General features: G+C 37.7%; 31 protein-coding genes and 1 pseudogene. 20 read left to right on the forward strand and 12 right to left on the reverse strand.

Annotated features, from left to right (window positions below; genetic code table 11):
- The 6 genes from ACMZ42_RS07100 (at window position 1) to ACMZ42_RS07125 (ending at window position 7,267) form a co-directional block, all read left to right on the forward strand.
- A complete protein-coding gene (locus ACMZ42_RS07100; RefSeq protein ID WP_415731010.1) occupies window positions 1-2,193 on the forward strand; it encodes an FtsX-like permease family protein in 2,193 nt (730 codons plus the stop codon).
- Window positions 2,190-2,768 carry a TetR/AcrR family transcriptional regulator gene (locus ACMZ42_RS07105; RefSeq protein ID WP_370082826.1) on the forward strand — a complete coding sequence of 193 codons (579 nt, stop codon included), beginning with the start codon at window positions 2,190-2,192 and terminating at the stop codon, window positions 2,766-2,768. The genes ACMZ42_RS07100 and ACMZ42_RS07105 overlap by 4 nt, the downstream gene beginning before the upstream one ends.
- A gap of 345 nt (window positions 2,769-3,113) precedes the next feature.
- Window positions 3,114-4,133, forward strand: a complete 1,020-nt coding sequence (locus tag ACMZ42_RS07110) for an ABC transporter substrate-binding protein (protein WP_370082824.1) — start codon at window positions 3,114-3,116, stop codon at window positions 4,131-4,133.
- A gap of 222 nt (window positions 4,134-4,355) precedes the next feature.
- Entirely contained in the window at window positions 4,356-5,384 is a 1,029-nt protein-coding gene (locus ACMZ42_RS07115) for an ABC transporter permease (RefSeq protein ID WP_370082822.1), read from the forward strand.
- Complete coding sequence (locus tag ACMZ42_RS07120; protein WP_370082820.1) at window positions 5,377-6,171, forward strand: ABC transporter ATP-binding protein; 795 nt, start codon at window positions 5,377-5,379, stop codon at window positions 6,169-6,171. The genes ACMZ42_RS07115 and ACMZ42_RS07120 overlap by 8 nt, the downstream gene beginning before the upstream one ends.
- A gap of 151 nt (window positions 6,172-6,322) precedes the next feature.
- Window positions 6,323-7,267, forward strand: coding sequence for a nuclease-related domain-containing protein (locus tag ACMZ42_RS07125; RefSeq protein WP_415731011.1), 945 nt, complete (start codon window positions 6,323-6,325; stop codon window positions 7,265-7,267).
- Window positions 7,268-7,453: 186 nt separating this feature from the next.
- On the opposite strand, the gene ilvA is transcribed toward ACMZ42_RS07125, so the two are convergent.
- The gene (gene ilvA, locus ACMZ42_RS07130; protein ID WP_415731012.1) at window positions 7,454-8,716 is read right to left on the reverse strand and encodes a threonine ammonia-lyase IlvA; all 1,263 of its coding nucleotides are present in this window, start codon (window positions 8,714-8,716) and stop codon (window positions 7,454-7,456) included.
- A gap of 245 nt (window positions 8,717-8,961) precedes the next feature.
- Here ilvA and ACMZ42_RS07135 point away from each other — a divergent pair, with 245 nt between their 5' ends.
- Window positions 8,962-9,705 carry a TerC family protein gene (locus tag ACMZ42_RS07135; RefSeq protein ID WP_415731013.1) on the forward strand — a complete coding sequence of 248 codons (744 nt, stop codon included), beginning with the start codon at window positions 8,962-8,964 and terminating at the stop codon, window positions 9,703-9,705.
- A 52-nt stretch (window positions 9,706-9,757) separates the two neighbouring features.
- Here the strand turns inward: ACMZ42_RS07135 and bshB2 are convergent, their stop codons facing one another.
- Both bshB2 and ACMZ42_RS07145 read right to left on the reverse strand, forming a co-directional pair.
- Window positions 9,758-10,447 carry a bacillithiol biosynthesis deacetylase BshB2 gene (gene bshB2, locus ACMZ42_RS07140; RefSeq protein WP_370082812.1) on the reverse strand — a complete coding sequence of 230 codons (690 nt, stop codon included), beginning with the start codon at window positions 10,445-10,447 and terminating at the stop codon, window positions 9,758-9,760.
- A gap of 13 nt (window positions 10,448-10,460) precedes the next feature.
- A complete protein-coding gene (locus tag ACMZ42_RS07145; RefSeq protein ID WP_049667947.1) occupies window positions 10,461-10,811 on the reverse strand; it encodes a YojF family protein in 351 nt (116 codons plus the stop codon).
- 277 nt (window positions 10,812-11,088) lie between these two features.
- Here ACMZ42_RS07145 and ACMZ42_RS07150 point away from each other — a divergent pair, with 277 nt between their 5' ends.
- Entirely contained in the window at window positions 11,089-12,609 is a 1,521-nt protein-coding gene (locus ACMZ42_RS07150) for an aldehyde dehydrogenase family protein (RefSeq protein ID WP_328007773.1), read from the forward strand.
- A gap of 21 nt (window positions 12,610-12,630) precedes the next feature.
- Window positions 12,631-12,993 carry a DUF779 domain-containing protein gene (locus ACMZ42_RS07155; RefSeq protein WP_370082808.1) on the forward strand — a complete coding sequence of 121 codons (363 nt, stop codon included), beginning with the start codon at window positions 12,631-12,633 and terminating at the stop codon, window positions 12,991-12,993.
- Between the two features lie 388 nt (window positions 12,994-13,381).
- On the opposite strand, the gene ACMZ42_RS07160 is transcribed toward ACMZ42_RS07155, so the two are convergent.
- The gene (locus ACMZ42_RS07160; RefSeq protein WP_370082806.1) at window positions 13,382-13,711 is read right to left on the reverse strand and encodes a hypothetical protein; all 330 of its coding nucleotides are present in this window, start codon (window positions 13,709-13,711) and stop codon (window positions 13,382-13,384) included.
- A gap of 182 nt (window positions 13,712-13,893) precedes the next feature.
- Between ACMZ42_RS07160 and ACMZ42_RS07165 the strand changes: the two genes are divergently transcribed.
- Entirely contained in the window at window positions 13,894-14,445 is a 552-nt protein-coding gene (locus ACMZ42_RS07165) for an acyl-CoA thioesterase (RefSeq protein WP_142509401.1), read from the forward strand.
- A 34-nt stretch (window positions 14,446-14,479) separates the two neighbouring features.
- On the opposite strand, the pseudogene ACMZ42_RS07170 reads toward ACMZ42_RS07165, so the two are convergent.
- Window positions 14,480-14,698, reverse strand: a pseudogene (locus tag ACMZ42_RS07170) (NAD(P)H-dependent oxidoreductase); the annotation flags it as partial.
- 11 nt (window positions 14,699-14,709) lie between these two features.
- On the opposite strand from ACMZ42_RS07170, the gene ACMZ42_RS07175 reads away from it, so the two are divergent.
- Window positions 14,710-15,213 (forward strand): Rrf2 family transcriptional regulator, encoded by a 504-nt coding sequence (locus ACMZ42_RS07175; protein WP_415731014.1) that lies wholly within the window; start codon window positions 14,710-14,712, stop codon window positions 15,211-15,213.
- A gap of 274 nt (window positions 15,214-15,487) precedes the next feature.
- Here ACMZ42_RS07175 and thiD read toward each other — a convergent pair whose 3' ends face one another.
- Complete coding sequence (gene thiD / locus ACMZ42_RS07180; RefSeq protein WP_370082804.1) at window positions 15,488-16,318, reverse strand: bifunctional hydroxymethylpyrimidine kinase/phosphomethylpyrimidine kinase; 831 nt, start codon at window positions 16,316-16,318, stop codon at window positions 15,488-15,490.
- Between the two features lie 555 nt (window positions 16,319-16,873).
- Here thiD and ACMZ42_RS07185 point away from each other — a divergent pair.
- From ACMZ42_RS07185 to ACMZ42_RS07205, 5 genes are all read left to right on the forward strand, one after another.
- Window positions 16,874-17,551 (forward strand): uracil-DNA glycosylase, encoded by a 678-nt coding sequence (locus ACMZ42_RS07185; RefSeq protein ID WP_415731015.1) that lies wholly within the window; start codon window positions 16,874-16,876, stop codon window positions 17,549-17,551.
- Between the two features lie 206 nt (window positions 17,552-17,757).
- Window positions 17,758-17,937 (forward strand): uracil-DNA glycosylase, encoded by a 180-nt coding sequence (locus ACMZ42_RS07190; protein WP_068985233.1) that lies wholly within the window; start codon window positions 17,758-17,760, stop codon window positions 17,935-17,937.
- Entirely contained in the window at window positions 17,934-18,200 is a 267-nt protein-coding gene (locus tag ACMZ42_RS07195) for a YwdI family protein (protein WP_370082800.1), read from the forward strand. Before ACMZ42_RS07190 ends, ACMZ42_RS07195 begins: the two co-directional genes overlap by 4 nt.
- Window positions 18,201-18,470: 270 nt before the next feature.
- Entirely contained in the window at window positions 18,471-18,851 is a 381-nt protein-coding gene (locus tag ACMZ42_RS07200; RefSeq protein WP_370082798.1) for a DUF423 domain-containing protein, read from the forward strand.
- Between the two features lie 217 nt (window positions 18,852-19,068).
- Window positions 19,069-20,247 (forward strand): M20 family metallopeptidase, encoded by a 1,179-nt coding sequence (locus ACMZ42_RS07205; protein WP_370082796.1) that lies wholly within the window; start codon window positions 19,069-19,071, stop codon window positions 20,245-20,247.
- Window positions 20,248-20,521: 274 nt separating this feature from the next.
- On the opposite strand, the gene gerQ is transcribed toward ACMZ42_RS07205, so the two are convergent.
- Together gerQ and ACMZ42_RS07215 are read right to left on the reverse strand one after the other, a co-directional pair.
- Entirely contained in the window at window positions 20,522-20,863 is a 342-nt protein-coding gene (gene gerQ, locus ACMZ42_RS07210) for a spore coat protein GerQ (protein WP_142509394.1), read from the reverse strand.
- Window positions 20,864-20,884: 21 nt separating this feature from the next.
- Window positions 20,885-21,268 carry a cell wall hydrolase gene (locus ACMZ42_RS07215; protein WP_400941852.1) on the reverse strand — a complete coding sequence of 128 codons (384 nt, stop codon included), beginning with the start codon at window positions 21,266-21,268 and terminating at the stop codon, window positions 20,885-20,887.
- Window positions 21,269-21,387: 119 nt separating this feature from the next.
- Here ACMZ42_RS07215 and ACMZ42_RS07220 point away from each other — a divergent pair, with 119 nt between their 5' ends.
- Window positions 21,388-21,579 carry a hypothetical protein gene (locus ACMZ42_RS07220; RefSeq protein ID WP_415731016.1) on the forward strand — a complete coding sequence of 64 codons (192 nt, stop codon included), beginning with the start codon at window positions 21,388-21,390 and terminating at the stop codon, window positions 21,577-21,579.
- A 923-nt stretch (window positions 21,580-22,502) separates the two neighbouring features.
- A complete protein-coding gene (locus ACMZ42_RS07225) occupies window positions 22,503-22,685 on the forward strand; it encodes a hypothetical protein (protein WP_370082794.1) in 183 nt (60 codons plus the stop codon).
- A 50-nt stretch (window positions 22,686-22,735) separates the two neighbouring features.
- Here the strand turns inward: ACMZ42_RS07225 and hemQ are convergent, their stop codons facing one another.
- A complete protein-coding gene (hemQ, locus tag ACMZ42_RS07230; protein WP_370082792.1) occupies window positions 22,736-23,485 on the reverse strand; it encodes a hydrogen peroxide-dependent heme synthase in 750 nt (249 codons plus the stop codon).
- A 157-nt stretch (window positions 23,486-23,642) separates the two neighbouring features.
- Here hemQ and ACMZ42_RS07235 point away from each other — a divergent pair, with 157 nt between their 5' ends.
- The gene (locus ACMZ42_RS07235) at window positions 23,643-24,476 is read left to right on the forward strand and encodes a biotin/lipoate A/B protein ligase family protein (RefSeq protein ID WP_415731017.1); all 834 of its coding nucleotides are present in this window, start codon (window positions 23,643-23,645) and stop codon (window positions 24,474-24,476) included.
- A 45-nt stretch (window positions 24,477-24,521) separates the two neighbouring features.
- Here ACMZ42_RS07235 and ACMZ42_RS07240 read toward each other — a convergent pair whose 3' ends face one another.
- Window positions 24,522-25,169: an RsfA family transcriptional regulator gene (locus ACMZ42_RS07240; RefSeq protein ID WP_415731018.1), complete on the reverse strand. Its 648-nt coding sequence runs from the start codon at window positions 25,167-25,169 to the stop codon at window positions 24,522-24,524.
- 247 nt (window positions 25,170-25,416) lie between these two features.
- Here ACMZ42_RS07240 and ACMZ42_RS07245 point away from each other — a divergent pair, with 247 nt between their 5' ends.
- Window positions 25,417-25,641: a DUF1450 domain-containing protein gene (locus ACMZ42_RS07245; RefSeq protein ID WP_049667962.1), complete on the forward strand. Its 225-nt coding sequence runs from the start codon at window positions 25,417-25,419 to the stop codon at window positions 25,639-25,641.
- 27 nt (window positions 25,642-25,668) lie between these two features.
- On the opposite strand, the gene ACMZ42_RS07250 is transcribed toward ACMZ42_RS07245, so the two are convergent.
- Together ACMZ42_RS07250 and ACMZ42_RS07255 are read right to left on the reverse strand one after the other, a co-directional pair.
- Window positions 25,669-25,872, reverse strand: a complete 204-nt coding sequence (locus ACMZ42_RS07250; protein ID WP_415731019.1) for a hypothetical protein — start codon at window positions 25,870-25,872, stop codon at window positions 25,669-25,671.
- A partial coding sequence (locus ACMZ42_RS07255; protein ID WP_415731020.1) for a hypothetical protein occupies window positions 25,872-26,092 on the reverse strand: 221 nt, incomplete at its 5' end. The genes ACMZ42_RS07250 and ACMZ42_RS07255, both read right to left, overlap by 1 nt.

Here is a 26,092-nt window from a genome sequence, read left to right on the forward strand (position 1 = left end):
ATGACATTTAAAAAACAGTATCCGCTTGTACTAGTTGTTGCCTGTGCAGTGTTTATTTGTACATTACTTGTTTTCTATCTTCAAGGTACAAACTCCATCAAAAAGGCACTAGAACATCAAAATCAGCAGGACTTTACACTTAATCTACAGGGAGAGGAAATAACGGACCTTTCAAATAAGTATTCTTTTACGTATGATCCTGTAACATATAAAGTCATTTATGATGAAAAAAATGTATATCGTATTATGCAAAATACGCGAAACATTGATATTCCCATATACTCGGAAGGCTTGGCGCCACAAAAAGTAACTGAAATTGCAATAGATAAAAATTTTTCACAGGAGAATAATTTAGCATTAGGAGATACAGTTACTATTGGCAATATAACTTATTCAATTAGTGGGATTTTTACTTTACCGGACGCAATTTCACCATTGGTAGCTGATAATGGTGTTAGCTACAAACCTGCTACTCAAGCATTAATACTATGTAGTGAGGAAGCTTACACAAGTTGGGGTGAACAGGAGAAAACAAGTTATTCAGGCCGATTTTTGGAAAGTGTGTCTGAGGAACAGAAACAAATCTTTCTAGAAAAAATGCTATTGGATTCACATGTAAAGTCCGTGGTGAGTAAAGAAGATAATCCGCAAGTACTTTCTACATTAATCGCAAAAGAAAAAATGTTTAAAATCTGTCTAATTAGCGCCTTAAGTTTCTTCGGTTTAACTGTAATGGTTTTGCTTATTACTACTGTTCTTCAAAATATAACTGAGACAAAACCAACTATGGGTGTTTTAAAAGCACTTGGCTACTCTAGAATACAAATTGCTAAAAGATATTTCCTAATAGGACCTTTCGTGTTTATAGGCGCCGTTGTAGGATATTTAGTTTCCTATGTAGTTAGTCCTTTGTTTATTAATCGGATTAATGCTACATTTCTCGTGCCAAATGTTACACGAAATTTTGATCCTGTACAATTCATAATGTTTACAGCAATCCCCGCTCTGATTTTCTCTGTAATGGCTTTTGGGGTTGCCGTATTTACCTTACGTAAACCGCCATTGGAAATGATTCATAAGGCAGAGTCAGCAAAATTAAATTTTCTTGTTAAGCGAATAGGGATAACTGGTCCTTTTAAAAAAGTGGCCTTTAAAGCAATCGTATTAAATAATATTCTATTAGTCTTTTTAGCCTTGCTCACAGGTTTCATGGCTAGCGCTAATTTGCAGATTGCTTTTTCTTTGCAAACAATGTCTGATAAGGTATCCTCATTAACATTTAAAGGTTCCGAATATAAAAGTAACGTTCGATTTATTGACGCGAGGGACATGAATTTTTCAGACTCGGAAACACCTTATTTTTCAGAAGATTGTAAAATAGAATTTCCGAATGGTGGCGTATTAAATAATGGCCAGTTTATGGCATTATCTAGTAGTCTTTCTCTTTATAAACTCTATAGTATACAGAACCAGGAAACTATAGATATTTCTAAACAGGAAGGCATTGTTGTGAATGATTGGATGCGCAAAAAATATGATTTGACTATTGGTGACACGGTGAAAATTTATATAAATAAAGTTGCTTATCAGTTACCTATAACAGCTATTGAGCAATCAGTGTATGGGGAAGTAGTTTATAGTAATATCAATGTTGCAATCACGGCGGGCCTTTTAAAAAAAGAAGAATATAATGGTGTATTTACTGAAGACAATGTAAAGTTTGACAGGAAGCAGCATATGTTTGTTTCAAAACTTGAAGACGTATTATACGCAAGTTCTCAGCAAAAAGGTACGTATTTCGCACTATCCTTTCTATTTATCTCAATTGGCTTAGCTTTAAGTATTTTAACGATTAGTATTGTAATGAAAATCATTATTTCCTCTAATCGTAAATACTTGGCGATGATGAAAGCATTTGGATATACAAATGCAGAATGCAATCGTATCGTATTATCGGGCTTTAGATTAATTGCCTACATCGGATTTATAATTGGCACACTTTATGCTATTGTTTTAACTAAATTTTTATTTGATTTATTGGCTAAATCATCAACAGTAGCAATACCAATGACACCAGATAGCAAGGTAATAACAATTTCTCTCGTGATCTTTGCTGTTTCATACGAGGTCATTATGTTACTCTATAAAAAAAGCATGAATGCAGTAACATTGCAGGAGGTTATGATGAAATGAATAAACGCCGCGAACAGAAGGAAGTTAGACGAGAGCAAATTCTAAACGCGGGCTTGGATTTGTTTATTAGAAACGGTTATCAAGGGACTACAACAAAAGAGATTGGTGATTCAGTTGGAATTAGCCAAGGATTACTGTTCCATTATTTCGGCTCTAAAGAAGAGGTATACCTTGAACTTTTAAATCGAGCTAAAACTAGTATGGCTGTTATTGGTATTTCAGAAGAGGAATTTGCACAACCGTTCGAGTATTTAAATGTGATAGTTACGTCGATCATTGATTCCTTTAAAACTCATCCATTATCGGCAAAATTACTAATGTTAGTTGCACAAACGCAAATAGCAAGTAATCTACCAGATACTATTCAACAAGTTGCTAAGGACCTTGCCGCATCTGAGGGATTCGAAAGTTTAGTAAAAGAGGGTCAAGCTAAGGGAGTAATACGAGATGGTGATCCTAAAGCACTCGCGGGTTGTTTTTATTCAGCCATTCAAGGTGTTGCTCAAACGCACGTATGCTTCCCGGATATCCCGTTACCCCAAAGTAGTTGGTTAGTAGATATCTTGAAGAAGTAATAGTGAATAAAAACTATTTTAAGGCCTGACATTTCTTATGGGAATGTCAGGTTTTTCTATAAATTTCTTAAAAATCAAATCTCTGAAAAATAGCTTTGCGAAAATTGTCAAAAAAATTTTTGTTATATTAGAAAAAGAAATCAATTTGTAAAAATAGCGTAGTTTAGCGGTTTAAAGCGACGAATTGAGTGAAAAAATAAAATATTTTGTTAAATTTAAAAGTCAGAACATTCATAATGTTGTTGACGAAGCGATATAATAAAGATAATATAGCGATACGTTCACACTTTGTTTGGATAAAGTGTGATAAATATCAAAGATAATATAATATCGGGGGGATTATTTGTGAGAAGCAATTTAAAAAAGCTTTCGTTCCTGCTATTTGGATTAGTTTTAATGCTTGCTGCTTGTGGTAGCGGTGGTTCTAGTTCATCAGATTCGAAAGAGAAAGAAAAGAATAATGCAAGTGAGAGCAATGCAGATGACAAAACATATAAGATTGGGATTACTCAAATTGTTGAGCATCCATCTTTAAATGCTGCAACTGAAGGTTTCAAAAAAGCAATTGAAGAATCGGGCTTAAAAGTTGAATTCGAGTCACAAATAGCGCAAGGGGATAACAGTCTTAACACGACGATTGCAAACAATCTAGTAAGTGCCAACGTAGATTTAATTTTTGCTAACTCTACGCCATCTGCACAAGCAGCGGCGACAGCTACTAGTGATATTCCGATCGTCTTCACTTCTGTAACGGATGCTGTTGGCGCACAGCTTATTGAATCGATGGAGAAGCCAGGGAAAAATGTAACAGGAACGATCGATTTACATCCTGATACTATTTCGAAAACAGTAGCATTCTTAAAGGAATTAGGTGCGAAAAAAGTAGGTATGGTTTACAACGCTGGTGAGCAAAACTCAGTAGCACAAGTAAAAGAAGTGAAAAAAGTTATGGCTGAGCAAGGCCTAACAGTAGCTGAGGCATCTGCAGCAACTTCTGCAGAAGTAAAACAAGCTGCTGAATCATTAATTGGTAAAGCAGATGCATTCTATATCATTACTGATAATACAGTAGTATCGGCTCTTGAGTCAGTAATTGATGTAGCAAACTCTAATAAATTACCACTAGTTGTAGGAGAGCTTGACTCTGTTGCACGTGGTGGCTTAGCGGCATATGGTTTTGAATATTATGACATCGGTTATGAAGCGGGGCAAATGGCTGTGAAGATTCTAAAAGGTGAAGCAAAACCTGCTGATATACCAGCGCAATACCCACAAAAACTAAAACTATTAATCAATAAAAAAGTAGCGGATGATTTAGGAATCGAAATTAAAGATTCTTGGGGTGCAGAGCTGTTAGAAAAGTAATGACCTGACATGATCGTCTTATGTAGCGAAGCGGGGGAGAACTAAAACTACCCCCGCTTTATCTACTTTTTAGAATAAAAAATGAAGTCATTTATGAGGAAGGATTAGCACTATATATAGTTACGAGCGAATAGAGTACTTTTAAGAATTATACATTAATCCCAAAATTATGTGATGAGCCAATTTATATTTATTAAGAAATTATGAGGAGATGATGCAACTATGCCTTTAGCAATATTTGGCGCGATGGAGCAAGGGATCATCTATGCAATTATGGCACTTGGTGTGTATTTAACATTCCGTGTGTTAGATTTTCCGGACTTAACGGTTGACGGGAGCTTTGTAACAGGGGCAGCTACAGCGGCGACGATGATTATGCTTGGCTACCATCCAATCTTAGCGACTTTAGTAGCAATTGTTGCTGGATTTATTGCTGGATGTATGACAGGAATTCTTCACACAAAAGGAAAAATTAATCCTCTATTATCGGGGATTTTAATGATGATTGCTTTGTATTCTATTAATCTACGTATTATGGGATCAACGGCAGAAAATACGATAGGTCGTCCGAATATACCACTATTAAATTCAGAGACTTTATTTTCAAAGTTTCAAGCATTTTGGAGTAATTTAGGAATCGATACGGCATTAAATAATCTATTAAAAGGCATCGGCGTTCATCAACTACCTTCAACATGGAGTACGATAATCGTAGTATTAATCATCACAATTTTAATTAAGTTCATTGCTGACTGGTTCTTGAAAACAGAGATCGGCCTGGCTATTCGAGCTACTGGTGATAATAAGCGTATGATTCGTAGCTTCTCGGCAAATACAGATACACTTATTATTCTAGGGCTAGGAATTTCTAATGCACTTGTTGCATTTTCGGGAGCTTTAATCGCACAATATTCGAAGTTCTCAGATGTAAGTATGGGGATTGGGATGATTGTAATCGGCCTTGCATCTGTTATTATCGGTGAAGCAATCTTTGGTACAAAAACGATTATGCGCACAACTTTCGCTGTCATTGCTGGAGCCATCATTTATCGCATTATTTTAGCATTAGCATTACGAGTAGATTTCCTTGATTCAGGGGATATGAAGTTAATAACAGCTATCATTGTTATCATAGCGCTAATTTTACCTCAATTTATTAATAAGAGTAAGGAGCGCAAACGCAAGGTGAAGCGCGCAGCAGAGAAGACAAGCGTAAAGACAGTTGAGCAGGGAGGAAAGCGCCTTGCTTAAATTAAAAGATATTAATAAGATTTTCAATGAAGGTACGCCTGATGAAAAAATTGCACTTGCAGAAATTAATTTGCACTTAAAGCCAGGGGATTTCGTCACAATTATCGGCAGTAATGGTGCTGGTAAATCGACTATGATGAATATGATCTCTGGCGCACTAACACCAGACTTCGGCTCGGTTTCGATTGATGGGAATGAGGTTACTACTTTACCAGAATATAAGCGTTCTCACTATATTGGTCGCGTATTCCAGGATCCAATGGCTGGCACAGCACCAACAATGACGATTGAGGAAAATTTAGCATTAGCTTACTCACGGAATAAGAGTAGAGGCATACGCTTCGGTGTTGATAAAAAGCGTCGGGAATTTTTCAAGGAATCGTTGGAGATGTTGGGTTTAAATCTTGAAAATCGATTGTCTGCAAAAGTCGGCTTACTTTCGGGAGGGGAGCGTCAAGCTTTGTCTCTTTTAATGGCAACATTTACGAAGCCTTCGATTTTATTACTAGACGAGCATACGGCGGCGCTTGACCCATCTCGTGCAGAGTTAATCACACGTATTACGAAATATTTAGTTGAGAAAGACAACTTAACGACATTGATGGTCACGCACAATATGCAACAAGCATTAGACTTAGGAAATCGACTGATTATGATGGATAAAGGTCAAATCATTTTAGAGGTTGGCGAGGATCGTAAGCATGAATTAACCATCCCGGATTTGATGGCAGAGTTCGAACGTATCCGCGGAGAGAAAATGAACTCAGACCGTGCGCTACTAGGATAATAAATGATAAAACGCTCATACAAAATGTGTGGGCGTTTTTCACTTGATGTCGATATTTTGGGGAGTTGGGTGATAAATTAAAAAAGTTCTCGATAAATAAGCAAACTGTTTCGATAAAGTACATTATAATCTAGCTAAAGGAGGTGAAACTATGATACTAAAAAAGCGCGAAGTTTCATCGAAGCAACTCACATTAGAAATGATTGAAAGGCGGTTACCGAAATCTCACCCAAAGTCTACTTACTATCAAGAAATGCTAAATAGAACAAGAGCAGGGTATGCAGGTGAACAAAGAGTAGATCAGGAATGGCAGGAAATCTATTTGGAGCATGCGCATTATTTATTGCATGATGTACAGCTTAATGCTGAAGGTGGGGCAATATATCAAATGGATACATTATATATGTCGCGAAATTTTGTTTTAATAGTGGAAATTAAAAATATCGTTGGGCGTATAGAATATATGGAAGATAATCATCAATTTATTCGAATTACTTCTGATGGCAGAGTAGATGGTTTTAGAAATCCCTTTGATCAAGTAAAGCGGCATGCTAGGTTTTTGCATCAGATTTTTCAAAAGGCAGGCTATCATATACCTATTGTCTATATGATTGTCTCTGCAAATCCGAACATGATTATGACGTCAAGTTTGTCTGCGCAACCGATTATTCATGTGAGTGGTTTAGCTGAGAAAATGGAGCAGCTGTTCAGGCAACATCAACAAGTCTATCTAAGTGAAAAAGTTTTAAGAGAACTCTCAAAACATATTCTAATGATGCATAAACCTACGCTATGGACATTCGATATGAAGATGGATGAACTAAAGAAAGGTGTATTATGTTCTAAGTGCGATTATCGATTTGTCATGCACTATCGTCAAGGTAAGTGGCAGTGTGAGAATTGTGGTGAGGTAGATCATCAAGCATTCAATAATGCACTGAAAGATTACCGATTTATGTATGGAGAATTTATATCCAATAGTATATTTCAAGATTTTTTCGGTATCTCTTGCGCTAAAACAGTATATAAAATATTGAAGTCGTTACAGCTTCAAGAAGTAGGTGCAAAGAAGAATCGAAAGTATATTATTAAATAGTATAGTCTATCAGAGCGGTCAGATAGACTGTTTTTATATAATGTTCCGATAAATTGATGAAACATTCCGATAAAATCGTGAATTGTTCCGATAAATCTCGAAATTGTTCCGATAAATCACAAATTTATTCCGATAAACCTAAAAAAGCCACACCTACTTTAGCAGTAGCAAGTGTGACCCTTTATTTTAGACTAGTAAGCCAAATAGTTGAATGTCGTTGTTTACTTCTTTGTATTTGAAGCCGAATTCGTGCATGCGAGCGAGTAATCCTTCGTAGTCTTCACGATTGCCAAGCTCGATACCGACTAGGGCAGGACCACTTTCTTTGTTGTTTTTCTTTGTATATTCGAAAGTTGTAATGTCATCATTTGGTCCTAGCACGCTTGTTAGGAATTGGCGAAGCGCACCTGCACGCTGTGGGAAACTAACGATGAAGTAGTATAGTAAGCCTTCGTGAATTAAAGACTTTTCTTTAATCTCCTGCATACGACCGATGTCATTATTACCACCACTAATGATGATAACGACTGATTTCCCTTTAATTTCCTCTTTATAGGAGTCGATTGCTGCTACTGATAATGCTCCAGCAGGCTCTGCGATAATAGCGTGTTTATTGTAAAGATCTAAAATTGTTGTACATACTTTTCCTTCAGGTACTAGTAAGATGTCGTCTAAGTAGCGACGACAAACGTCATATGTGTGGTTACCGACGCACTTTACCGCAGCACCATCTACGAATTTGTCAATCCAATCAAGTGCCACTGCACCACCTTCTGCAAATGCAGCCTTCATACTGCCTGCACCAGCAGGCTCTACACCGATAATTTTACTGTTAGGAGAAAGGTTTTTCACATAGGCAGAAACACCTGACATTAAGCCACCGCCGCCAATACTACCGAACACGTAATCAATCGGTTCCTCCATGTCATTCATAATTTCAACAGCGACGGTTCCTTGTCCGGCAATGACATCAAAATCATCAAATGGGTGAATAAAGATCTTTTCGTGTTCATCACAGTAAGCAAATGCACTTTCTGCAGAATCATCAAAGGTATCGCCAGCTAAAATAATTTCTACATATTCACGACCAAACATACGCACTTGGTCAATTTTTTGCTTAGGTGTTGTTTGAGGCATAAAAATACTTGCTTGAATTTGCAATTGTGCACAGGCGTAGGCTACGCCTTGGGCATGATTACCCGCACTCGCGCAAACGACGCCAACTTTACGAGCCTCTTCTTCAATTTTTTTAATCTTATAATAGGCACCACGAAGTTTAAATGAGCGTACATGCTGTAAATCTTCGCGTTTAAAATAAATATTAGCTCCATATTTCTCAGATAAATAGTCATTTTTTTGTAGCGGCGTGTGCACCACTACGTCTTTTAAGAAATGATGTGCAATCAAGATATTTTCTACCTGCACAGTTCTAGTGTCAGCAGCTTCCATAATATTCATCCTCCGTATACGTATAAAACATTTATCTATGATAGCACATATTATAAGCTTTTTGTTATTAATTTTTAGTAAATTCTAAATTTTCGGTGTCTATTTCGTCTAGGAAACTACAAAATGCAGAATAATTAAATTTCTACGAGAATTTTTTGTAGAAATAAAGGATGCACACATTTCCTCATAACGAAAATGGTCAAGCATATACTAGAATACCTTAGGACAAGTAGGAGGGTATGTAATTGGAAATCATTCAAGGAATTCTATCTACATACATTCAATTTTTCAATTGGGAAATGTGGAAAGAGATCTTATCTGACCCTGTATCTTGGGGGTTAATATCAACGCTAGTAATAATAGAAGGTTTACTCTCAGCAGATAACGCTCTCGTATTAGCAGTGCTAGTGAAGCATTTACCAAACAAGCAACGCAAACGAGCATTAATGTACGGTATGTTGGGGGCCTATTTTTTCAGATTTTTATTTATTGGAATAGGTGTTTATTTGGTAGAGTTTTGGTTTATTAAATTGCTAGGAGCCCTGTATTTAGGTTGGCTATGTGTCGCTCATTTCCTGCAGATTGGGGAAGCGGATAGTGCCAAGGAGATGAAAAAAACAGGGTTGATCGTTCGTCTTTTTGGAACGTTTTGGGCAACGGTTATTTCTGTAGAACTGATGGATATTGCCTTTTCAATTGACGCGATTTTTGCTGCTTTTGCGATATCCAATCAAATTTGGATATTGCTAATCGGGGGAATGCTAGGTATTTTAATGATGAGAACTATTGCAGGCTTATTTTTAATCGTTATTGAAAAAATACCAGAATTAGAGGCAACAGCATTTATTATTATTGGAATTATTGCACTGAAAATGCTAGCCAGCGTCATCGGTATTCACATTCCACATTATATGTTTTTTGTTGTATTAATTATTATTTTTGCTATTACTTTCATTATTCATTTCTTAAAAAAAATGAAGGTTGCTTAATATAAAACGGTTCTGTTCTCAATGAAGAAAGAGGACAGAACCGTTTTATTTGTTATTTTACATATTGATCAGGATTCACAATATAGAACTTTTCGATATTAAGCCAGCTTTCACTCATTGGCTCGCCGTCATCAACACGTTTTTCTGTTTCTTGCATCATCCAAGCTGTTTGGGATGCGTGTGCTTGTAATGCTTTAATTTTATCCATCTTCATTTCACTGATATCGTTGACAACATGTGGCTCACCATTTTTTTCAATTGTATCATTTGCAAAGGCACAGCCTAACACTTGTGGGCGTGCGGCTTTTGGCATACGACGAACAGCTTCTACTACAGCACGTGCTGTTGCCTCATGGTCAGGATGAACTGCAAAACCAGGTAAGAATGTAATGATAAGAGAAGGCATTAACTCCTCTATTAAACCTTCAACAAGCTTTACCATTTTTTCATCGTCTTCAAATTCAATCGTTTTATCACGGAAACCAAGCATACGTAAATCTTGTATTCCCATAGCCTCTGCTGCTGCAACAAGCTCCTTGCGTCGAATTTCTGGCAAAGATTCACGTGTTGCAAAAGGAGGATTTCCTAAATTACGCCCCATTTCGCCTAAAGTTAAACAGGCATATGTAACAGGTGTATTCATTTTCTTTGTATAGTAGGCAATTGTTCCAGCAACTGAAAAAGCCTCATCATCTGGGTGAGGGTAAACAATTAAAATATGACGTTGTGGTTGTAAATTCAAAAAGTTGTCCCCCTTAGTAAGTAAATGGCGTTTCGCTAATTTCGAGTGCAATCGCCAATTTACCTGAGTAGTCTAGTCCAGCCATTAATAAACGACCTAAATCATCTAATTCAAAATGTGTGATGCCTTGAGCATAAACCCAGCCATGTGCCATTTTTAATCCGACACGATGGGGTGAATCATCTACCACTTTAGCAAGTTCATAGTTGATTTTTGCATTGCGAATAAAAGCACCTGCATTGAAAAATTTCTCATCATAGTGTGCTGCATAAGAACCGTTTGTCGTCTCAAGATGAATATAAACGTCTTTGTTGGCGAAAGAATTCAATAATTCCTGCAACGTCTTTACTTGTACTTCTTGCATCTTAACACTCCTCTCGATTATTTCTCCTTTAAGTATAGTTAAAAAAGATGACAAAGGGAAATCGAAAGACTTTGTTGCCAAACTAATCATAAATGTTATTGATAAAATACTGAAATTTCTTTATTTTAAAAAAACTATTTTTCACTATTATTAGTGTTAATTCCTTGAAAAAACTATTTTGATGTATCAATATAGGACACATGAAACAGATTAATATAAATTGTGTCGTTATAATTTGTATGCGGTTTCATAAATAAAATATGGGGAGATTGATACTATGATATATGCAAATCCTAATACTCCGGGTGCAGTAGTAAATTTCAAAGAAAAATATGATAACTTTATCGGTGGCGAATGGGTTCCTCCAGTAAAAGGTCAATACTTTGAAAATAAAACACCTGTAACAGGTCAAGTTTTCACAAAAGCAGCTCGTTCAACAGTTGAAGATATTGAGCTTGCCCTTGATGCAGCACACGCAGCAAAAGATGCATGGGGTAAAACAAGTGCAACTGAGCGTGCCTCTATTTTAAATAAAATCGCAGATCGCATTGAAGAAAACTTAGAAATGATTGCTGTTGCAGAAACATGGGATAATGGTAAAGCAGTTCGCGAAACTTTAAACGCAGATATTCCTTTAGCAATTGATCACTTCCGTTATTTTGCAGGTGTTATCCGTGCACAAGAAGGACGTACAACACAATTAGATAACGACACGGTTGCATACCACTTCCAAGAGCCACTAGGTGTAGTTGGCCAAATCATTCCTTGGAACTTCCCAATCTTAATGGCTGCTTGGAAAATTGCTCCTGCACTTGCAGCAGGGAACTGTATCGTGATGAAACCAGCTGAGCAAACGCCAGTTTCATTATTAGTGTTAATTGAAACAATTCAAGACATTCTACCAAAAGGCGTACTTAACATTGTAAACGGCTTTGGTGTTGAAGTTGGTAAACCACTTGCAACGAACAAAAGAATTGCAAAAATTGCTTTTACTGGTTCAACAGCTGTTGGTCGCCAAATTATGCAATATGCAACTGAAAATATTATTCCTGTAACGTTAGAGTTAGGTGGTAAATCACCAAACGTATTCTTTGAGGACGTAATGGCTTCAGATGATGAATATTTAAATAAAGCAATTGAGGGCTTTGTGATGTTCGCATTAAACTCAGGTGAAATTTGTACTTGTCCTTCCCGTGCACTTGTTCAAGAATCCATTTACGATAAATTTATTGAACTTGCATTAGAACGCGTAAAAGCTATTAAAATAGGTAATCCATTAGATACAGAAGTCATGATGGGTGCTCAAGCTTCTAACGAACAAAAACAAAAAATCCTTTCTTACTTAAAACTTGGTAAAGAAGAAGGTGCTGAGTGCTTAATAGGCGGAGAAGAAAATATTCTTGAAGGCGACCTTGCAGGAGGTAACTACATTAAACCAACAGTTTTCAAAGGTCACAATAAAATGCGAATCTTCCAAGAAGAAATCTTTGGTCCAGTGCTTGGCGTGACTACATTCAAAGATTTCGATGAAGCTATGGAAATTGCAAATGATACAGAATATGGTTTAGGTGCTGGTGTTTGGTCACGTTCTGGTGACATCGCTTACCGTGCAGGTCGAGCTATTCAAGCTGGTCGTGTGTGGACAAACACTTATCATCAATATCCAGCGGGTGCTGCATTTGGTGGATTCAAACTTTCAGGTATCGGTCGTGAAAACCACGCAATGATGTTAGATCACTACCAACAAACTAAGTGTCTTTTAGTGAGCTACAAAAAAGAAGCACAAGGATTTTTCTAATACCAAGGGATGAATAACAACATGGTAGAACGAGTGATTGCAACAAAAGAGGCTTTAAATTTAATAGAGTTAATTAAGAGTCAGCATGGCGCTATCATGTTTTATCAATCTGGAGGTTGCTGTGATGGCTCTGCACCGATGTGTTATGTAGAAGGAGATTTTAAAATTGGTGAAAACGATATCTATCTTGGTACAATAGGTGACGTTCCTTTTTACATTCATAGAGCGCAATATGAATATTTTAAGCATACGCAATTGATTATTCATGCGATTGAGGGCAGAGGTGCAAGTTTTTCTTTAGATAGTGTTGAAAATATGCATTTTATTACAAACTCTAGAGTATTCACAACAGAAGAGTATGGAGAAGTAATAAAGCTCTTTTAATTGATTGCATCTTTTAATCTATGAAGATTTTTTAAGCAATATCCTTGAAAAAATTATAGAAATATATCAATATAATGAATGTGAAAGCAATTTTGTACAAAATGTGTCGTTTTGTATTGTATACGGTTTCACAAATGAAAAGATACTGACCATGATTTCTTCCTTAACTGACGGAAAGGCAGCGCTTGATGTTGAAGGGAATTTTAATAACGAATTCTATCTTGGTACAATAGATGACATTCCTTCAGCATTGATATGTATAGCTGTAAAAAAGGGAAGAAGACTGAAAGCTCATTATCATAGTATAGTAAAAAAAGCCGCGATTCTCTTTTATGACGGAGAATTGCGGCTTTTTATAATTAGCGGTTTTTGTGGGGGTATGTATTTGTTAATATCGGTTGAGTTTTCGTTCAATGGAATCTAGACGATTGTTGAGATGTGATAGATGCTTATGCATTTGTCTAAATTGTACACTTTGATTTTGCGCGTCGGATGTTCTTGCTTGTTCATTTGCCTCTTCTTCCTGCAATGCTAAAATGGTGGAGAGGGTTGCTAGTGAATACCCTATTGTCAAAACCATTGAAGATATTAATTCTACTTTGGTAGAGGTTATATCTCCACTTTGGGTACCTGTATCTTCACCTAGGAGACCTGCTTCTTGACCAGCTAGGAAATTCCCTTCTCCGTTTGGGTCTTGTTGTTGTCTACGTCTTGCCATTTTTCTCCCTCCCGTATACAGCTAATATATGGCATATGAAGTAGTAGCGTATCTTGTCCAGAGAATTAATAAAAAACGACAGCCGAAATAAAAATTCTTAATTTTCAAATAATTTATTTGATTTTTATGGAAAAATAGAGCAATATAGTAGAAATAAACAGTTGTTTTTAGGGGGAATAGATGTGAACAAAAACTTTAAATATTGTAAAGATTCTAGAGTTATGCGTACAAGTCGAGTTTTTCCGAATGATATTAACAATCATAATACACTGTTTGGCGGTCGATTAATGAGTGATATCGATCAAGTAGCTTCAATTTCTGCTGCTAAGCATAGTCGTAGAGATTGTGTGACAGCCTCAACGGACTCTGTAGACTTCCTACATCCAATACGCCCGACCGATTCTGTCTATTTCGAATCTTATGTAACGTGGACTGGGACATCTTCAATGGAAGTTTTCGTCAAGGTCATTTCTGAGAATTTGAAAACGGGAGAACGTAAGGTAGCGGCAACAGCCTTATTAACCTTTGTTGCATTAGATGAAAATAATAAACCAGCCCCAGTTCCATCTGTTATTCCAGAAACAGTAGAGGAAACAAAACTACATGAAACGGCATCTGAACGAGCAAAGGCGCGTGCAGATCGTAAAAAGGAAAGTAAGGCATTGGCTCAATTCATTTCGATGAACGATCCATGGGATTATCGGCTCGAAATGATGGAGAACTACTATATGTAAAAGAGGCATCTGAAACTAATCAGATGCCTTTTCGTTATTTATGAGCTAATTCAACGGATAATTGGTCCGAATCATTAAGTGCGTTTTGTAAAACATCTTCTGTATTCAATAATGCTGTTCCTTGGACACGCAGGATTTTAAAATCTTCTATTCCAAGAAAGTTAAACATTGATTTAAGGTACTTATAGGAATATTCCACTTCAGTATACCAATCGTCATTTGTATAGAGTGAACCACTTGCCTGTATAACGACCCGGTGAAGTAATGAAATATAGTGTCATGGTTGAATATGCCCTACACAGTCTTGTTTATTTAATAGATGTACCACCAAGTGAAAGTATTGGGATAAAAGATTTATCAGAATTTCAAGGGTTATCAGAAACCTATCTCTCAAAAGTTTTAGGTAAGTTGTCTAAGGAAGGGATTGTAAGTTCAGTACCTGGCGTAAAAGGAGGTTATCGTCTTAATAAGAAACCAGAAGATATTTCGTTTTGGGATGTTGTACGAGCTGTTGAAGGTGAAAAGCCAATATTTCAGTGTAAGAATATTAAAGCAAACTTTGCTTATCAAGACACAGACAAAGAGTGTGAATCTTGTTCGAGTCAATCGAACTGTACTATTAATATTGTAATGCTTGAGGCTGAAGAACAAATGCGAAATTATTTACGGAATAAGACAATAGCATGGTTAGAACAAGAATTACTACGCACTTTACCAAGTAAGCAAATAGAAGAAGCAAAAGAATTCTTTAAAAGAAATAAAAGTTAACTTTTAGAAATAGTAAAAGGAGATTATTTGGTGATTTTTCATAACGAGAAATCGCTTTTTCTTTTGGAGCAAAAATGGCAGTATTCCATTAGTTGAAAAAGTACAAGCGTATGATCAAAAAATTGAAAAACTACGTTCTGAACGAAAAGTACCGAAACAAGCGCACAAAGCGTTTATAGATTTCTCAATAAATCCAAGAAAAAAGAGAAATCGAATGACCTCGATTTCTCTTTGTCTGGATATCAGCTAGTTATGTCCCAGTCTCTTTTCGCTTTTAAATTTCTGTCACTGTTACTTGTGGTGCGCCAAAACGAGATTTTGCACCATGCATAACTGGTCCTACATAGTCATTTAATGCCCAACCGTGAGCGATTGCAGCTGAAACGAATTCTTTTGCTTCAATTACAGCCTCTTGTACTGAAAGACCGTTCGCGAGGTTTGCTGTTACGGAAGCAGCAAATGTGCAGCCAGCCCCGTGGTTATAAGTAGAAGCTACTTTTTCAGATTCTAATAAGTAGAATTTTTCGCCGTCGAAGAATAAGTCAGTTGCTTTTTCAGTAGCTAACGCTTTTCCACCTTTAATCACAACGGCTTTGGCACCAAGGTCGTGAATTTTACGAGCGGCTATTTTCATTTCCTCGATTGTTTTTGGTGTTCCAGTTCCAGCTAATTGGCCAGCCTCAAATAGGTTAGGTGTTGTAACTGCAGCCAATGGTAAAAGATGTTGAATCATTGCATCTGTATTGCCAGGGTTCAATACTTCATCTTCTCCCTTACATACCATTACAGGGTCAATGATAACATTTTCCGTACCAGATTTTGCGATAGCATCACCTGCGATACGAATAATTTCTTCTGTTGATAGCATACCGGTCTTTACGGCATCAATGCCTGTTGAAAGAGCAGTATCAATTTGTTTTTGTAAAAGCTCTGTTGGTAATGGCGTTACGTTATGAGTCCAACCGTTTGGATCCATTGTTACGACAACGGTTAATGCAACCATGCCATATGTGCCGTGCTCCTGAAATGTTTTAAGATCGGCTTGCATACCTGCGCCACCTGATGTATCTGAACCAGCAATCGTTAAAGTTTTTTTAAGAGCCATGTGGAATATCTCCTTTATAGATGAAAGTTTTAAAATTACCATCTAGTATAGTCTTATTCTGATGTTATAAAAATAGTCAGAGTTAGATATTTTTAGAAGGTCAGTTTAACTTCTTTCAGTAGAAGTCTCCTATCTCTAAAGACAGTGAGATGAATGTGGTTTTTTCTCACTCTTCATCTGAAAGAAGTTAAAGCCTCTGGCGGATGTCACAGAATCGGAAATGAGTTCATAAGGATGTTAGCCTAAAACCATTGTATCCATGCGATAAAGGCTAACTGACCTGCTTCGTTGCTGTTGCCGCTACGCTTTCGCGCAAAAAACATCTGTCGTTGCTGTCGCTTCGCTTTCGCACAGACAAAAACACGTTGCTGCCGCTACGCTTTCGCGCAAAAAACATCTGCAGGTCTAAGAACAAAGCCGATCTGGACGCATTGTTTATCTGTAGCGAAAGCAAAGCGTCAGCTACAATTATGCCAAGGCATAATTGAACGGGATACTTGAATTCAACATTATTTTTTTGTACCGTTGTAAGAAGAGGAAGGGGCTTATATTACAATGAAACAAGAATTCCTGAATGATTGGCAAGCAATACTTGCAGAAGAAATAGAAAAGACATATTACACAAAGCTACGTCAATTTGTAGCAGATGAATATTCAGCAGAAACAATTTATCCCTCGATAAATGACATAATGAATGCATTTAATACGACGGCTTATCAAGATGTAAAGGTCGTAATTTTAGGTCAGGATCCGTATCATGGACCAAACCAAGCACATGGATTAAGCTTTTCGGTCATGCCGGGAATTAAACATCCACCAAGCCTACGCAATATGCTACAAGAGTTACAAGATGATCTTGGCTGTCCAATCCCTCAAAATGGAACATTGACAAAATGGGCGCAGCAGGGAGTAATGTTATTGAACACTGTATTAACTGTTCGAGTAGGTCAGGCGAATTCTCATAAAGAACAAGGGTGGGAGCAATTTACCGATGCTGTAATCGATAAATTAGCATCAAGAGATAAACCAATTATTTTTGTGCTGTGGGGTAAACCAGCACAACGTAAAAAACAATTAATTCGTAAACACTCAACACCACATTTAATTTTAGAAGCACCTCATCCAAGTCCACTAAGTGCTTATCGAGGTTTTTTCGGCAGTAAACCATACTCCAAGATCAATACACAGTTAGTGGAATGGGGAGAGCAACCAATTGATTGGAGTCTAGCTTAGATTGGCACAAATCGTATATCTTCATTCAGTAAATATTTTTTAGCGAAAGCGACAGCAACATTGTTTACCTGTGCGAAAGCGAAGCGACAGCAACATTGTTTATCTGTGCGAAAGCGAAGCGACAGCAACAATTACACCAAGGCGAAATTGATGCACATCACTCATCATTTCGTGTTACAGTTAATAGAAGAAAGTGAGGAACAACGATGAAGGTAAATTGTTTCAAATGTCAATATTTTAAAGTAACGTGGGACCCTCAAACTCCACGGGCCTGTGTAGCATATGGCTTTAAAACGAAGCAAATACCATCTGTTGTCGTTAAACAATCCTCTGGCACAGACTGTCTAAAATTTGTGCCAAAAGCAGAAAGTGGGAGAATGCAATGATTCCTTATCAAGCCGTTATTCAACAACTTGAAAAACAATTATCTGGTGTCAAAAATGCAGGAGACGAACAACAAATTCGTGAAGCCTTAACGGCAATCCGAGCATTATGTGATGTGGTATTAGACTCATCTGATAGCATTTCTAAAGCCCAGTCAAAACATCTGCCACAAATGCTTGTGTCAGAGCCAAAGCAAACAAGCCTATATACGGCAAAAATTGAAGAAGAAGACGGAGCAAATGGTGATTCAATTTTTGACTTTTAATTATCTTTATTCAGCGAAGACTCCCACCTCTGAAGGTGGCTAAATGAATGCGGATGTTGTTCCTTTTCAGTAGGTGTCCCAACGCCTACTGAATGAAGATAAAGCCTCCGGCGGATGTCACAGATTTTGAAAGGAATAAATTGTGCAAGCACAATTCAAAATCCGGACCATTGTTTATCTGCGCGAAAGCGGCAAATGTTTTCTGTAGCAAAAGCAAAGCGTCAGCTACAATTCGCCAAGGTGAAATTGATAAAAGGTAGGGAAAATGACATGAAAAAATTTATCGTAACAGGTGCACTCCACGGCTTTTTAGCAGTGGCATTGGGTGCATTCGGTGCACATGCTTTAAAAGAGGTTCTAGACGATTATAGTCGCGGAATTTGGGAAACAGCTGTTCAGTACCAAATGTTTCATGCCACGGCTTTACTGGTGATTGGCATATTGATGAGCTCGAAACTACTAGGTGAAGTAAAGCAGTTAAATTTAGCTGGAATCTTTTTCAACCTAGGTATTGTCTTCTTTTCAGGAAGCTTATATGTACTGGCAATTAGCGGCGTTAAAGTTCTAGGTGCCATCACACCAATTGGTGGTGTTCTATTTTTAACTGGCTGGGTTCTAATTATAGTTGCTGCCCTTAAACATGCGCGATAAAAATTGAATATAAATTTTCTTTCTAAGTTACTCCTTTGCACTATGTGTGAGGGGGTTTTTGTTTTTTTTACAGACCTCTTTCAAGAGAATTTTCATTCCTTATCAACAATATAATTTCAATAGAAAGGTAGTTTTAATTCCTATTGTTTTTGTAAGGATTTATAGTACACTATTATTATCAAATAAGTTCGACAAATAGGAAGTGAGGTTTTGTGATATGGAGAAGCTTTTTACTTTACTAGATAATAACTATGATGAAATGGTAGCGATTCGTCGTCATTTACATGAATACCCGGAATTATCCTTTGAGGAAGTGGAAACGCCAGCCTATGTAGCTGCTTTTCATCGAGCATTAGGACATGAGGTTCGTGAGCATGTAGGTGAACGTGGTGTTGTTGCTACTTTACGCGGAGGGAAGCCAGGTAAAACAGTGGCACTGCGAGCTGATTTTGATGCACTGGCAATTCAGGAGGAAAATGACGTCCCTTATAAATCAAAAGTGGATGGTAAAATGCATGCATGTGGACATGATGGTCATACTGCAACATTATTAGGGCTTGCTAAAGCACTTAATGCTATAAAGGATGATATTGCGGGCAATGTGGTATTTATTCATCAGCATGCAGAAGAAATGGCGCCAGGTGGAGCAAAGCCTATGATCGAAGATGGCTGTTTAGATGGAGTAGATGTTATTTTCGGTACACATTTATGGGCACCAACACCGTTAGGGGATATATTGGTGAGAGATGGAGCAATTATGGCTGCTGCGGATAAAGTGGAAATTACGATTCATGGCAAAGGTGGTCACGGTGCGGAGCCTCATCATTCTATAGATGCAGTTACACTTGCGTCACAGTTTGTAGTTAATGCACAGCAAATTATATCTCGACGTATTGATCCATTAAAATCAGCCGTCTTAACGATTGGTCATTTGGAGGCGATTAATCCTTTCAATGTTATTGCCGAACGGGTAGTATTAGCTGGAACAGTCCGTACTTTTGAAGAGCAGGTACGTAAACAAATGGAGCAAGAACTTGAGGCCATTTTAAATGCCACTTGTTTGGCATTCGGTGCAAGTTATGACTATCGTTATACAAGAGGCTATCCACCTGTGTATAATCATGTGAAAGAAACAGAATTTATTGCACAACTTGCAGCAGATATACCTGGAGTAGAAAATATAATAACGTGCCCACCATTTATGATTGGTGAGGACTTTGCGTATTATTTAGAGAATGTACCAGGAACATTTTTCTTCACGGGTGCTAAAAAGCCAGAGTGGGAAGTAGCATATCCTCACCATCATGCACGCTTTGACTTTGATGAACGTGCAATGTTGATTGCTGCTAAAACATTAGGAAAAGCAACATTGCAGTTTTTACAAGAAAATCAATAGTAAATAAAAATTGGCATGCTAGGAGGTATCCTAACATGCCAATTCTTTTGATCTAATGGTAAATATCCATGCAGATTCCTCGTTACATACGAAAATATTTGCAATGCAAGCAAGAACACCAGACCCAATTGGCAGTCTAGCGGAACTTGCAATGCGACGAAGCGTGAGTAAAACGGAGCGAAGGAGCAAACCGATTCTGTACTTATTTTATTCGCATATAGAGGAGCGGGATTTTACCATATAAGAAAATATGAATTTTTGAATAGCTTATTTCTTATGGATTTTGGTTAAAATAAGCCATTTCTTCATCATACTCAGCAAAATCAAAGTAAATCATTGGGAATAGGAAACGATGATTCGATTTGAGTTCACGTAAAATAACATGATCTCGACCAGCAGCTTCTACAACGCCTCGCACAGTTTTCGTGTTTTTCCCTTGCTCTACCGCATGCTCGAAGGAAAAATGGAAAGTACCAGGTTTTCCGCGATTCAAACGGAAAATATTTTCAATATACGATTGCTCCCGTCCAGGTGGTCGTGCTCCAGTCGTCTGTGGAGGCATTACCTGTGGAGGCATTTGTTGTTGCGTTGTCGGTGTCCAATAATAAGGCATCATAAGTTATCAACCTTCTTTCTTTTAGATTTGAGGACAATCTTCTTCGGTTGGCGAGAAGAAGCAATGTGCTTTGAATCTTCCCGTGTTCCACTGACCATACCATTGCGCTGGACAATCTCCCTCAGGTCTGAAAAACCATAGCGAACGAGTCGCCGGATGGAATCTTTCGCCTTGAATAACTCTCTTCGCTAATCGAAGATCTTGATCACGTGCTCGTTGATAAAAGTAGCCTTTTTGTGTCGCTTCAAAGCCCCCAGGACGCTGAAAAACCATTTGTTCAATTGTACGAACATCCGTAAAATCTAAACAATCGGCTCGTACACGATTGACGCCAACATTGCCGACCATCAGCATACCTAAATTTCCTTCACCTTCTGCCTCAGAGCGCATAAGCCTTGCTAACATGGCTGTTTGTGCATCATTCGTCTTTATAACGGCGGCGATTTTCACTCCTCCTCGCAGACAGTATATGCATGATGGTATTGTAGACATGTTCAATTTTAACTTTTTTCAGCAGATGTCTTTTGACCGAAAGCGAAGCGACAGGTACAAGTGTTTTGGTAGCGAAAGCGAAGCGTCAGCTACAGATGTCTTCCACCACTATAGGCGGTGAGATGAATACGGGGCTAAGTTACTTTTCAGTGGATGCCAAAACACCTGCTGAAATAGAGGAACTCAGTCTAAGAACGCCACGTCCTGTGGCAACGACTGAGTGACCAACATCTTGTTGCTGCCGCTGCGTTAACACTACGCTTTCGCACAGAAAACATTTGTTGGCCCAAAGCCTCCGAGCGCATTGTTTATCTGTGCGAAAGCGAAGCGACAGCAACAACTATGCCGAGGCATAATTGATCGAAAGAAATTCACAATTTAAAAATGCTAAGCATATATTAGTAATAACGAGTAGTCTGTAAAAGAGGGCCAGACTTTTAAAAAATTTAGATATTCAACACCAAACGTATGCCATATATATAAGTTGATTGGAGTGAGGATGAGCTCCTTGGGAAACAGCGTCACAGATGAGACCCCGAAGCGCAAAAGGGTAGGGAAACGAAGGCAAATAGCATCACGTCCCGTGGTAACGCCTTGTGATGAGCATTCTGTTGCTGCGCTACGCTTTCACACAGAAAACATTTTTTGCCCCAACGTCCCCAGGAAACAGCCTAGCCGGAACGGAAATCAACCCCACGTTATGGTGATGAGCCTAAATTTTATAAACATGGGTAAATAGAGATAGAAAATATAATCGGGAATGTGAGATAGGAAATTGCATGTGTATTGAATACATGTGAGGTGATAGGGTATGGAGATTGGTGTTTGGGTAGGCATTTTGTTGAGTGCTGTGCTGGCATTTTTAGTAGGGAGTTTTTACGGACAGCCACTCCATTGGTATCTCTTTATATTAATAATTGTAGTAGGATTTTTCATCCATACAATCATACTAATTTTGAAGGTTAAGGATGAAAGGTCTTGAGGTATGAAAATAAGAAAGTGTCATCGTTGTGGTGACACTTTCTTATTTTTTGTTAATTTTTTTTGATTAAATAGATGGAATCTAATGTTTTGCAAGTATATTAAAAACAAATTGTGACATACTAAAGTGGAAAATTATTTTTTGCTTTCATGAAGGAGTGTTATAATGCATAGTTTTGGTACGTTTGTAGCAATTATCATAAGTGCATTCATGGCCGTTGGTATAGCAGAATACTATCATCAACCTTATAATTGGTATTTAGTTTTTCTTATGATTCTAACTGGCTTTTTTATTCATACAATTATTTTAATATTGGAATCAGAGAACAGCGAAGAAAATGAATATTAAAAAATGCGAGTCCGCTACTATGGACTCGCATTTTTATATTTAAAAGCATTTTAGACAGTTAAGAATTTCACAAGTTTTTCGTTATCAAGAAGGTTACCAACGAAGAATGCACCGAACTCACCGTAGCGAGCTGAAACTTCATCAAAACGCATTTCATAAACTAATTTTTTGAATTGCAGTACGTCATCTGCGAATAGTGTTACGCCCCATTCGTGATCGTCGAAGCCAACAGAACCAGTAATGATTTGTTTAACTTTACCAGCATAGCCACGACCAATCATACCGTGAGAACGCATTAGAGATTTGCGTTCATCCATTGAAAGCATATACCAGTTGTCATTGCCTTGACGACGCTTATCCATTGGATAGAAGCATACATGTTTAGCACGTGGAAGTTCAGGATATAGACGAGCACGCACATGTGGATTTTGGTAAGGATCTTCGTCTGAATCACCGGCTAAATAGTTAGAAAGCTCTACTACAGATACATACGAATATGTAGGAATTGTAAAATCAGCGATCGCTAATTTATTGAATTCAGCTTCAAGCTCTTGTAGCTCATCCATTGTTTCACGTAATGTCATAATCATAAAGTCAGCTTTTTGACCAACGATTGCGTAAAATGCATGAGCACCTGTTTTAGCGATATCAGCCTCGTTTAATTTTTCTAAATAGGCAATGAATTCTTCTACTGCTGCTTGGCGTTCCTCAGCAGAAACTAGTTTCCATGAAGCCCAGTCAATTGAGCGGAAATCATGTAAAGCGTACCAACCATCTAAAGTAATTGCTGCTTCATTCATTATTAAAAACACTCCTTTATAAGTGAATACCATTCAAATTTTAGTTTATCATAGTTTGTACAAATTCCCTAAGTTCATGATGGCATTTCACGAATTTGACACCTTCTATAGATAATGTATTCTAAAGAGAATAGATGTAGATAGAGGAGCTCCAATCATGAAAAGTATTTTACAACAGCCGATTTGGCGTTTTTACGATCAATCCATTAGCGCAAAGCAAAGATCGCCACTTGAATCCTTTGCAACAGACGATACTTTATGTCAGTTAGTTGGGCAATTAGCCTCTCCACCAACTATTCGTACATGGGTACATGATGCATCGGTTGTGCTTGGTATTCAGGATCACCGTTTACCATATGTGCAGCAGGGCATGGACTTGCTCAAAGAACGTGGCTACGATCCTATTGTACGCAATTCAGGCGGATTAGCAGTGGTGCTTGATGAAGGTGTACTGAATATTTCTATTGTTTTATCTGAACAAACGGAAGCGCTAAGCATTAATGATGGCTATGATGTCATGGTAGCTCTAGTAAAAGGATTGTTCCCTGAAGTAGCGGATCAAATTGAAGCCTATGAAATTGTAGGCTCCTATTGTCCAGGTTCCTATGATTTAAGTATTGCAGGAAAGAAATTTGCTGGTATTTCTCAGAGACGCTTACGTCAAGGGGTAGCAGTGCAAATTTATTTATGTATTGAAGGAAGCGGTTCAGATCGAGCTGCACTCATTCGTGACTTTTATGAGGAAAGTCTAAAGGGTGAGGAAACAAAATTTACGTATCCAAACATTGTCCCTGATGTGATGGCGTCATTATCTGAACTAATTGATGCATCATTAACAGTGGAAGCTGTTGTTATTCGTTTACAGCAGCTTCTTCACAACATGGCAGAAGACATTCGAGCTGAATCTTTTCATGATGAAGAATTGACGCTATATGCGTTTTATTTACAACGTGTTTTAGATCGGAATACGAAAATGCTTGAACCAAAGTAAGCATAATCAGTGAGGGTACTACGTTCAAAGAAAAAAGCGATGCTGCTAATTAAGCGCATCGCCATTTTCTTGTGTATAAGTGCTACTTACAACAAGATTTCCGTTTTTCTCCATTTTGAAAACAGGTGCAATTCGTTCTTCCTCTTCATCTAGTGTTACTAGTCGTCTAGCACGGTTCATAATTTGAACAAATTGCTCGTAATCTTTTCGAATAGCTCTATTTTCCTCTTCTAGCTGTGTAATTGTCTTCTCTAGTTTTTTATTTTTCTCAGATGTTACGTGTACTAGTTGTCTCCATTTTGAAGACTCATTACCTATTTCACCAGAGTGTTGTAAACGTAGTAAATAGGCTATAACAATATCAAGATTTAATGCAGATAGAGGAATCGATTTACCCTCTGCAGCACTACTATTAACTGTAAACATACTAGAAGCACGGCGTCTTGCTGGAGCTCCTAACACTCGCATTCTTTCTTTTCTTTCCTTTTTGGCATCTGATAATTGTTCCTCGTATTCTTTACGAACAACAGCATTCCAACGAAAACCACATGCAGCAGCAGTACGATTTAAAGCATCACCAGCTTCTTCAAAGGCATTTAATTGTGTACTACCTTCCGTCACATGGCGAATAACCGCCTCTGCTAATAATTCATCGTTTTCTTCTAACCAAGCATCTTGTCTTACTTTACTCATATTAAAATCCTCCCACCTTTATTTGGAACTTTTATTTACAACTAGCATGACCAATCTTTTAACCTTTTATTCATCTATGTGAAAGGAATTATTATGCTTGAATACAAGGGGAAAAATGCGATACAATACCCGATGTAGGTTTGTACGTATGCTACATACTTAACTATGTGAAAGTCATACGTTCAATAGAGACGAATTTTTGATTTTTTGATTAAAAAAATACTATATAGAAAGGGTTGTTGACAAAATGGCAAACGAATTTAAAGTTTGCGATGAATGTCAGGCCGTTAACTTAAAAACGTTAATTCCAAAATTAAAGGAAATCGATCCTGATGCAACCATCGAAATTGGCTGTCATTCTTATTGTGGCCCAGGACGTAAAAAAACATTTACCTTTGTAAATAGCCGTCCTGTTGCTGCATTAACGGAAGAAGAACTAATGGAAAAGGTTTTAGCAAAGTTAAAAAAATAAGTAAAACAAAACGCTATCTTCACTAGTCTAGTTGGAGATAGTTTTTGTTTTTTCTGCATTTTTAATATAGCGACGGAAAGAATCATCGAAACGACGGAAAGAAGAGCTGGAGCGACGGATAAAATCATCAGAGCGACGGAAGGCCATCAATGTGACGGAAAGAAGAACCAAAGCGACGGAAAGACTCATCGAAGTGACGGAAAGAAGAACTGAAGCGATGGATAAAATCATCAGAGCGACGGAAAGTCATTGAGGTGACGGAAAGAAGAGCCAGAGCGACGGAAAGAATCATCGAAACGACGGAAAGAAGAGCTGGAGCGACGGATAAAATCATCAGAGCGACGGAAGGCCATCGATGTGACGGAAAGAAGAACCAAAGCGACGGAAAGACTCATCGAAGTGACGGAAAGAAGAACTGAAGCGATGGATAAAATCATCAGAGCGACGGAAT

Origin of the sequence: Lysinibacillus sp. NPDC056185 (assembly GCF_047737915.1) — a bacterium.
Classification (GTDB): Bacteria; Bacillota; Bacilli; order Bacillales_A; family Planococcaceae; genus Lysinibacillus.

Bases quoted from the DNA above. Each gene is read 5' to 3' on its own strand.
- ACMZ42_RS07100 (WP_415731010.1), top strand. From the start codon at position 1: ATGACATTTAAAAAACAGTATCCGCTTGTACTAGTTGTTGCCTGTGCA.
- ACMZ42_RS07105 (WP_370082826.1), top strand. From the start codon at position 2,190: ATGAATAAACGCCGCGAACAGAAGGAAGTTAGACGAGAGCAAATTCTA.
- ACMZ42_RS07115 (WP_370082822.1), top strand. From the start codon at position 4,356: ATGCCTTTAGCAATATTTGGCGCGATGGAGCAAGGGATCATCTATGCA.
- ACMZ42_RS07125 (WP_415731011.1), top strand. From the start codon at position 6,323: ATGATACTAAAAAAGCGCGAAGTTTCATCGAAGCAACTCACATTAGAA.
- ilvA (WP_415731012.1), bottom strand. From the start codon at position 8,716: ATGGAAGCTGCTGACACTAGAACTGTGCAGGTAGAAAATATCTTGATT.
- ACMZ42_RS07145 (WP_049667947.1), bottom strand. From the start codon at position 10,811: ATGCAAGAAGTACAAGTAAAGACGTTGCAGGAATTATTGAATTCTTTC.
- ACMZ42_RS07150 (WP_328007773.1), top strand. From the start codon at position 11,089: ATGATATATGCAAATCCTAATACTCCGGGTGCAGTAGTAAATTTCAAA.
- ACMZ42_RS07155 (WP_370082808.1), top strand. From the start codon at position 12,631: ATGGTAGAACGAGTGATTGCAACAAAAGAGGCTTTAAATTTAATAGAG.
- ACMZ42_RS07160 (WP_370082806.1), bottom strand. From the start codon at position 13,711: ATGGCAAGACGTAGACAACAACAAGACCCAAACGGAGAAGGGAATTTC.
- ACMZ42_RS07175 (WP_415731014.1), top strand. From the start codon at position 14,710: ATGAAATATAGTGTCATGGTTGAATATGCCCTACACAGTCTTGTTTAT.
- thiD (WP_370082804.1), bottom strand. From the start codon at position 16,318: ATGGCTCTTAAAAAAACTTTAACGATTGCTGGTTCAGATACATCAGGT.
- ACMZ42_RS07185 (WP_415731015.1), top strand. From the start codon at position 16,874: ATGAAACAAGAATTCCTGAATGATTGGCAAGCAATACTTGCAGAAGAA.
- ACMZ42_RS07190 (WP_068985233.1), top strand. From the start codon at position 17,758: ATGAAGGTAAATTGTTTCAAATGTCAATATTTTAAAGTAACGTGGGAC.
- ACMZ42_RS07195 (WP_370082800.1), top strand. From the start codon at position 17,934: ATGATTCCTTATCAAGCCGTTATTCAACAACTTGAAAAACAATTATCT.
- ACMZ42_RS07200 (WP_370082798.1), top strand. From the start codon at position 18,471: ATGAAAAAATTTATCGTAACAGGTGCACTCCACGGCTTTTTAGCAGTG.
- ACMZ42_RS07205 (WP_370082796.1), top strand. From the start codon at position 19,069: ATGGAGAAGCTTTTTACTTTACTAGATAATAACTATGATGAAATGGTA.
- gerQ (WP_142509394.1), bottom strand. From the start codon at position 20,863: ATGATGCCTTATTATTGGACACCGACAACGCAACAACAAATGCCTCCA.
- ACMZ42_RS07215 (WP_400941852.1), bottom strand. From the start codon at position 21,268: ATGTTAGCAAGGCTTATGCGCTCTGAGGCAGAAGGTGAAGGAAATTTA.
- ACMZ42_RS07225 (WP_370082794.1), top strand. From the start codon at position 22,503: ATGCATAGTTTTGGTACGTTTGTAGCAATTATCATAAGTGCATTCATG.
- hemQ (WP_370082792.1), bottom strand. From the start codon at position 23,485: ATGAATGAAGCAGCAATTACTTTAGATGGTTGGTACGCTTTACATGAT.
- ACMZ42_RS07235 (WP_415731017.1), top strand. From the start codon at position 23,643: ATGAAAAGTATTTTACAACAGCCGATTTGGCGTTTTTACGATCAATCC.
- ACMZ42_RS07240 (WP_415731018.1), bottom strand. From the start codon at position 25,169: ATGAGTAAAGTAAGACAAGATGCTTGGTTAGAAGAAAACGATGAATTA.
- ACMZ42_RS07245 (WP_049667962.1), top strand. From the start codon at position 25,417: ATGGCAAACGAATTTAAAGTTTGCGATGAATGTCAGGCCGTTAACTTA.
- ACMZ42_RS07250 (WP_415731019.1), bottom strand. From the start codon at position 25,872: ATGATTTTATCCATCGCTTCAGTTCTTCTTTCCGTCACTTCGATGAGT.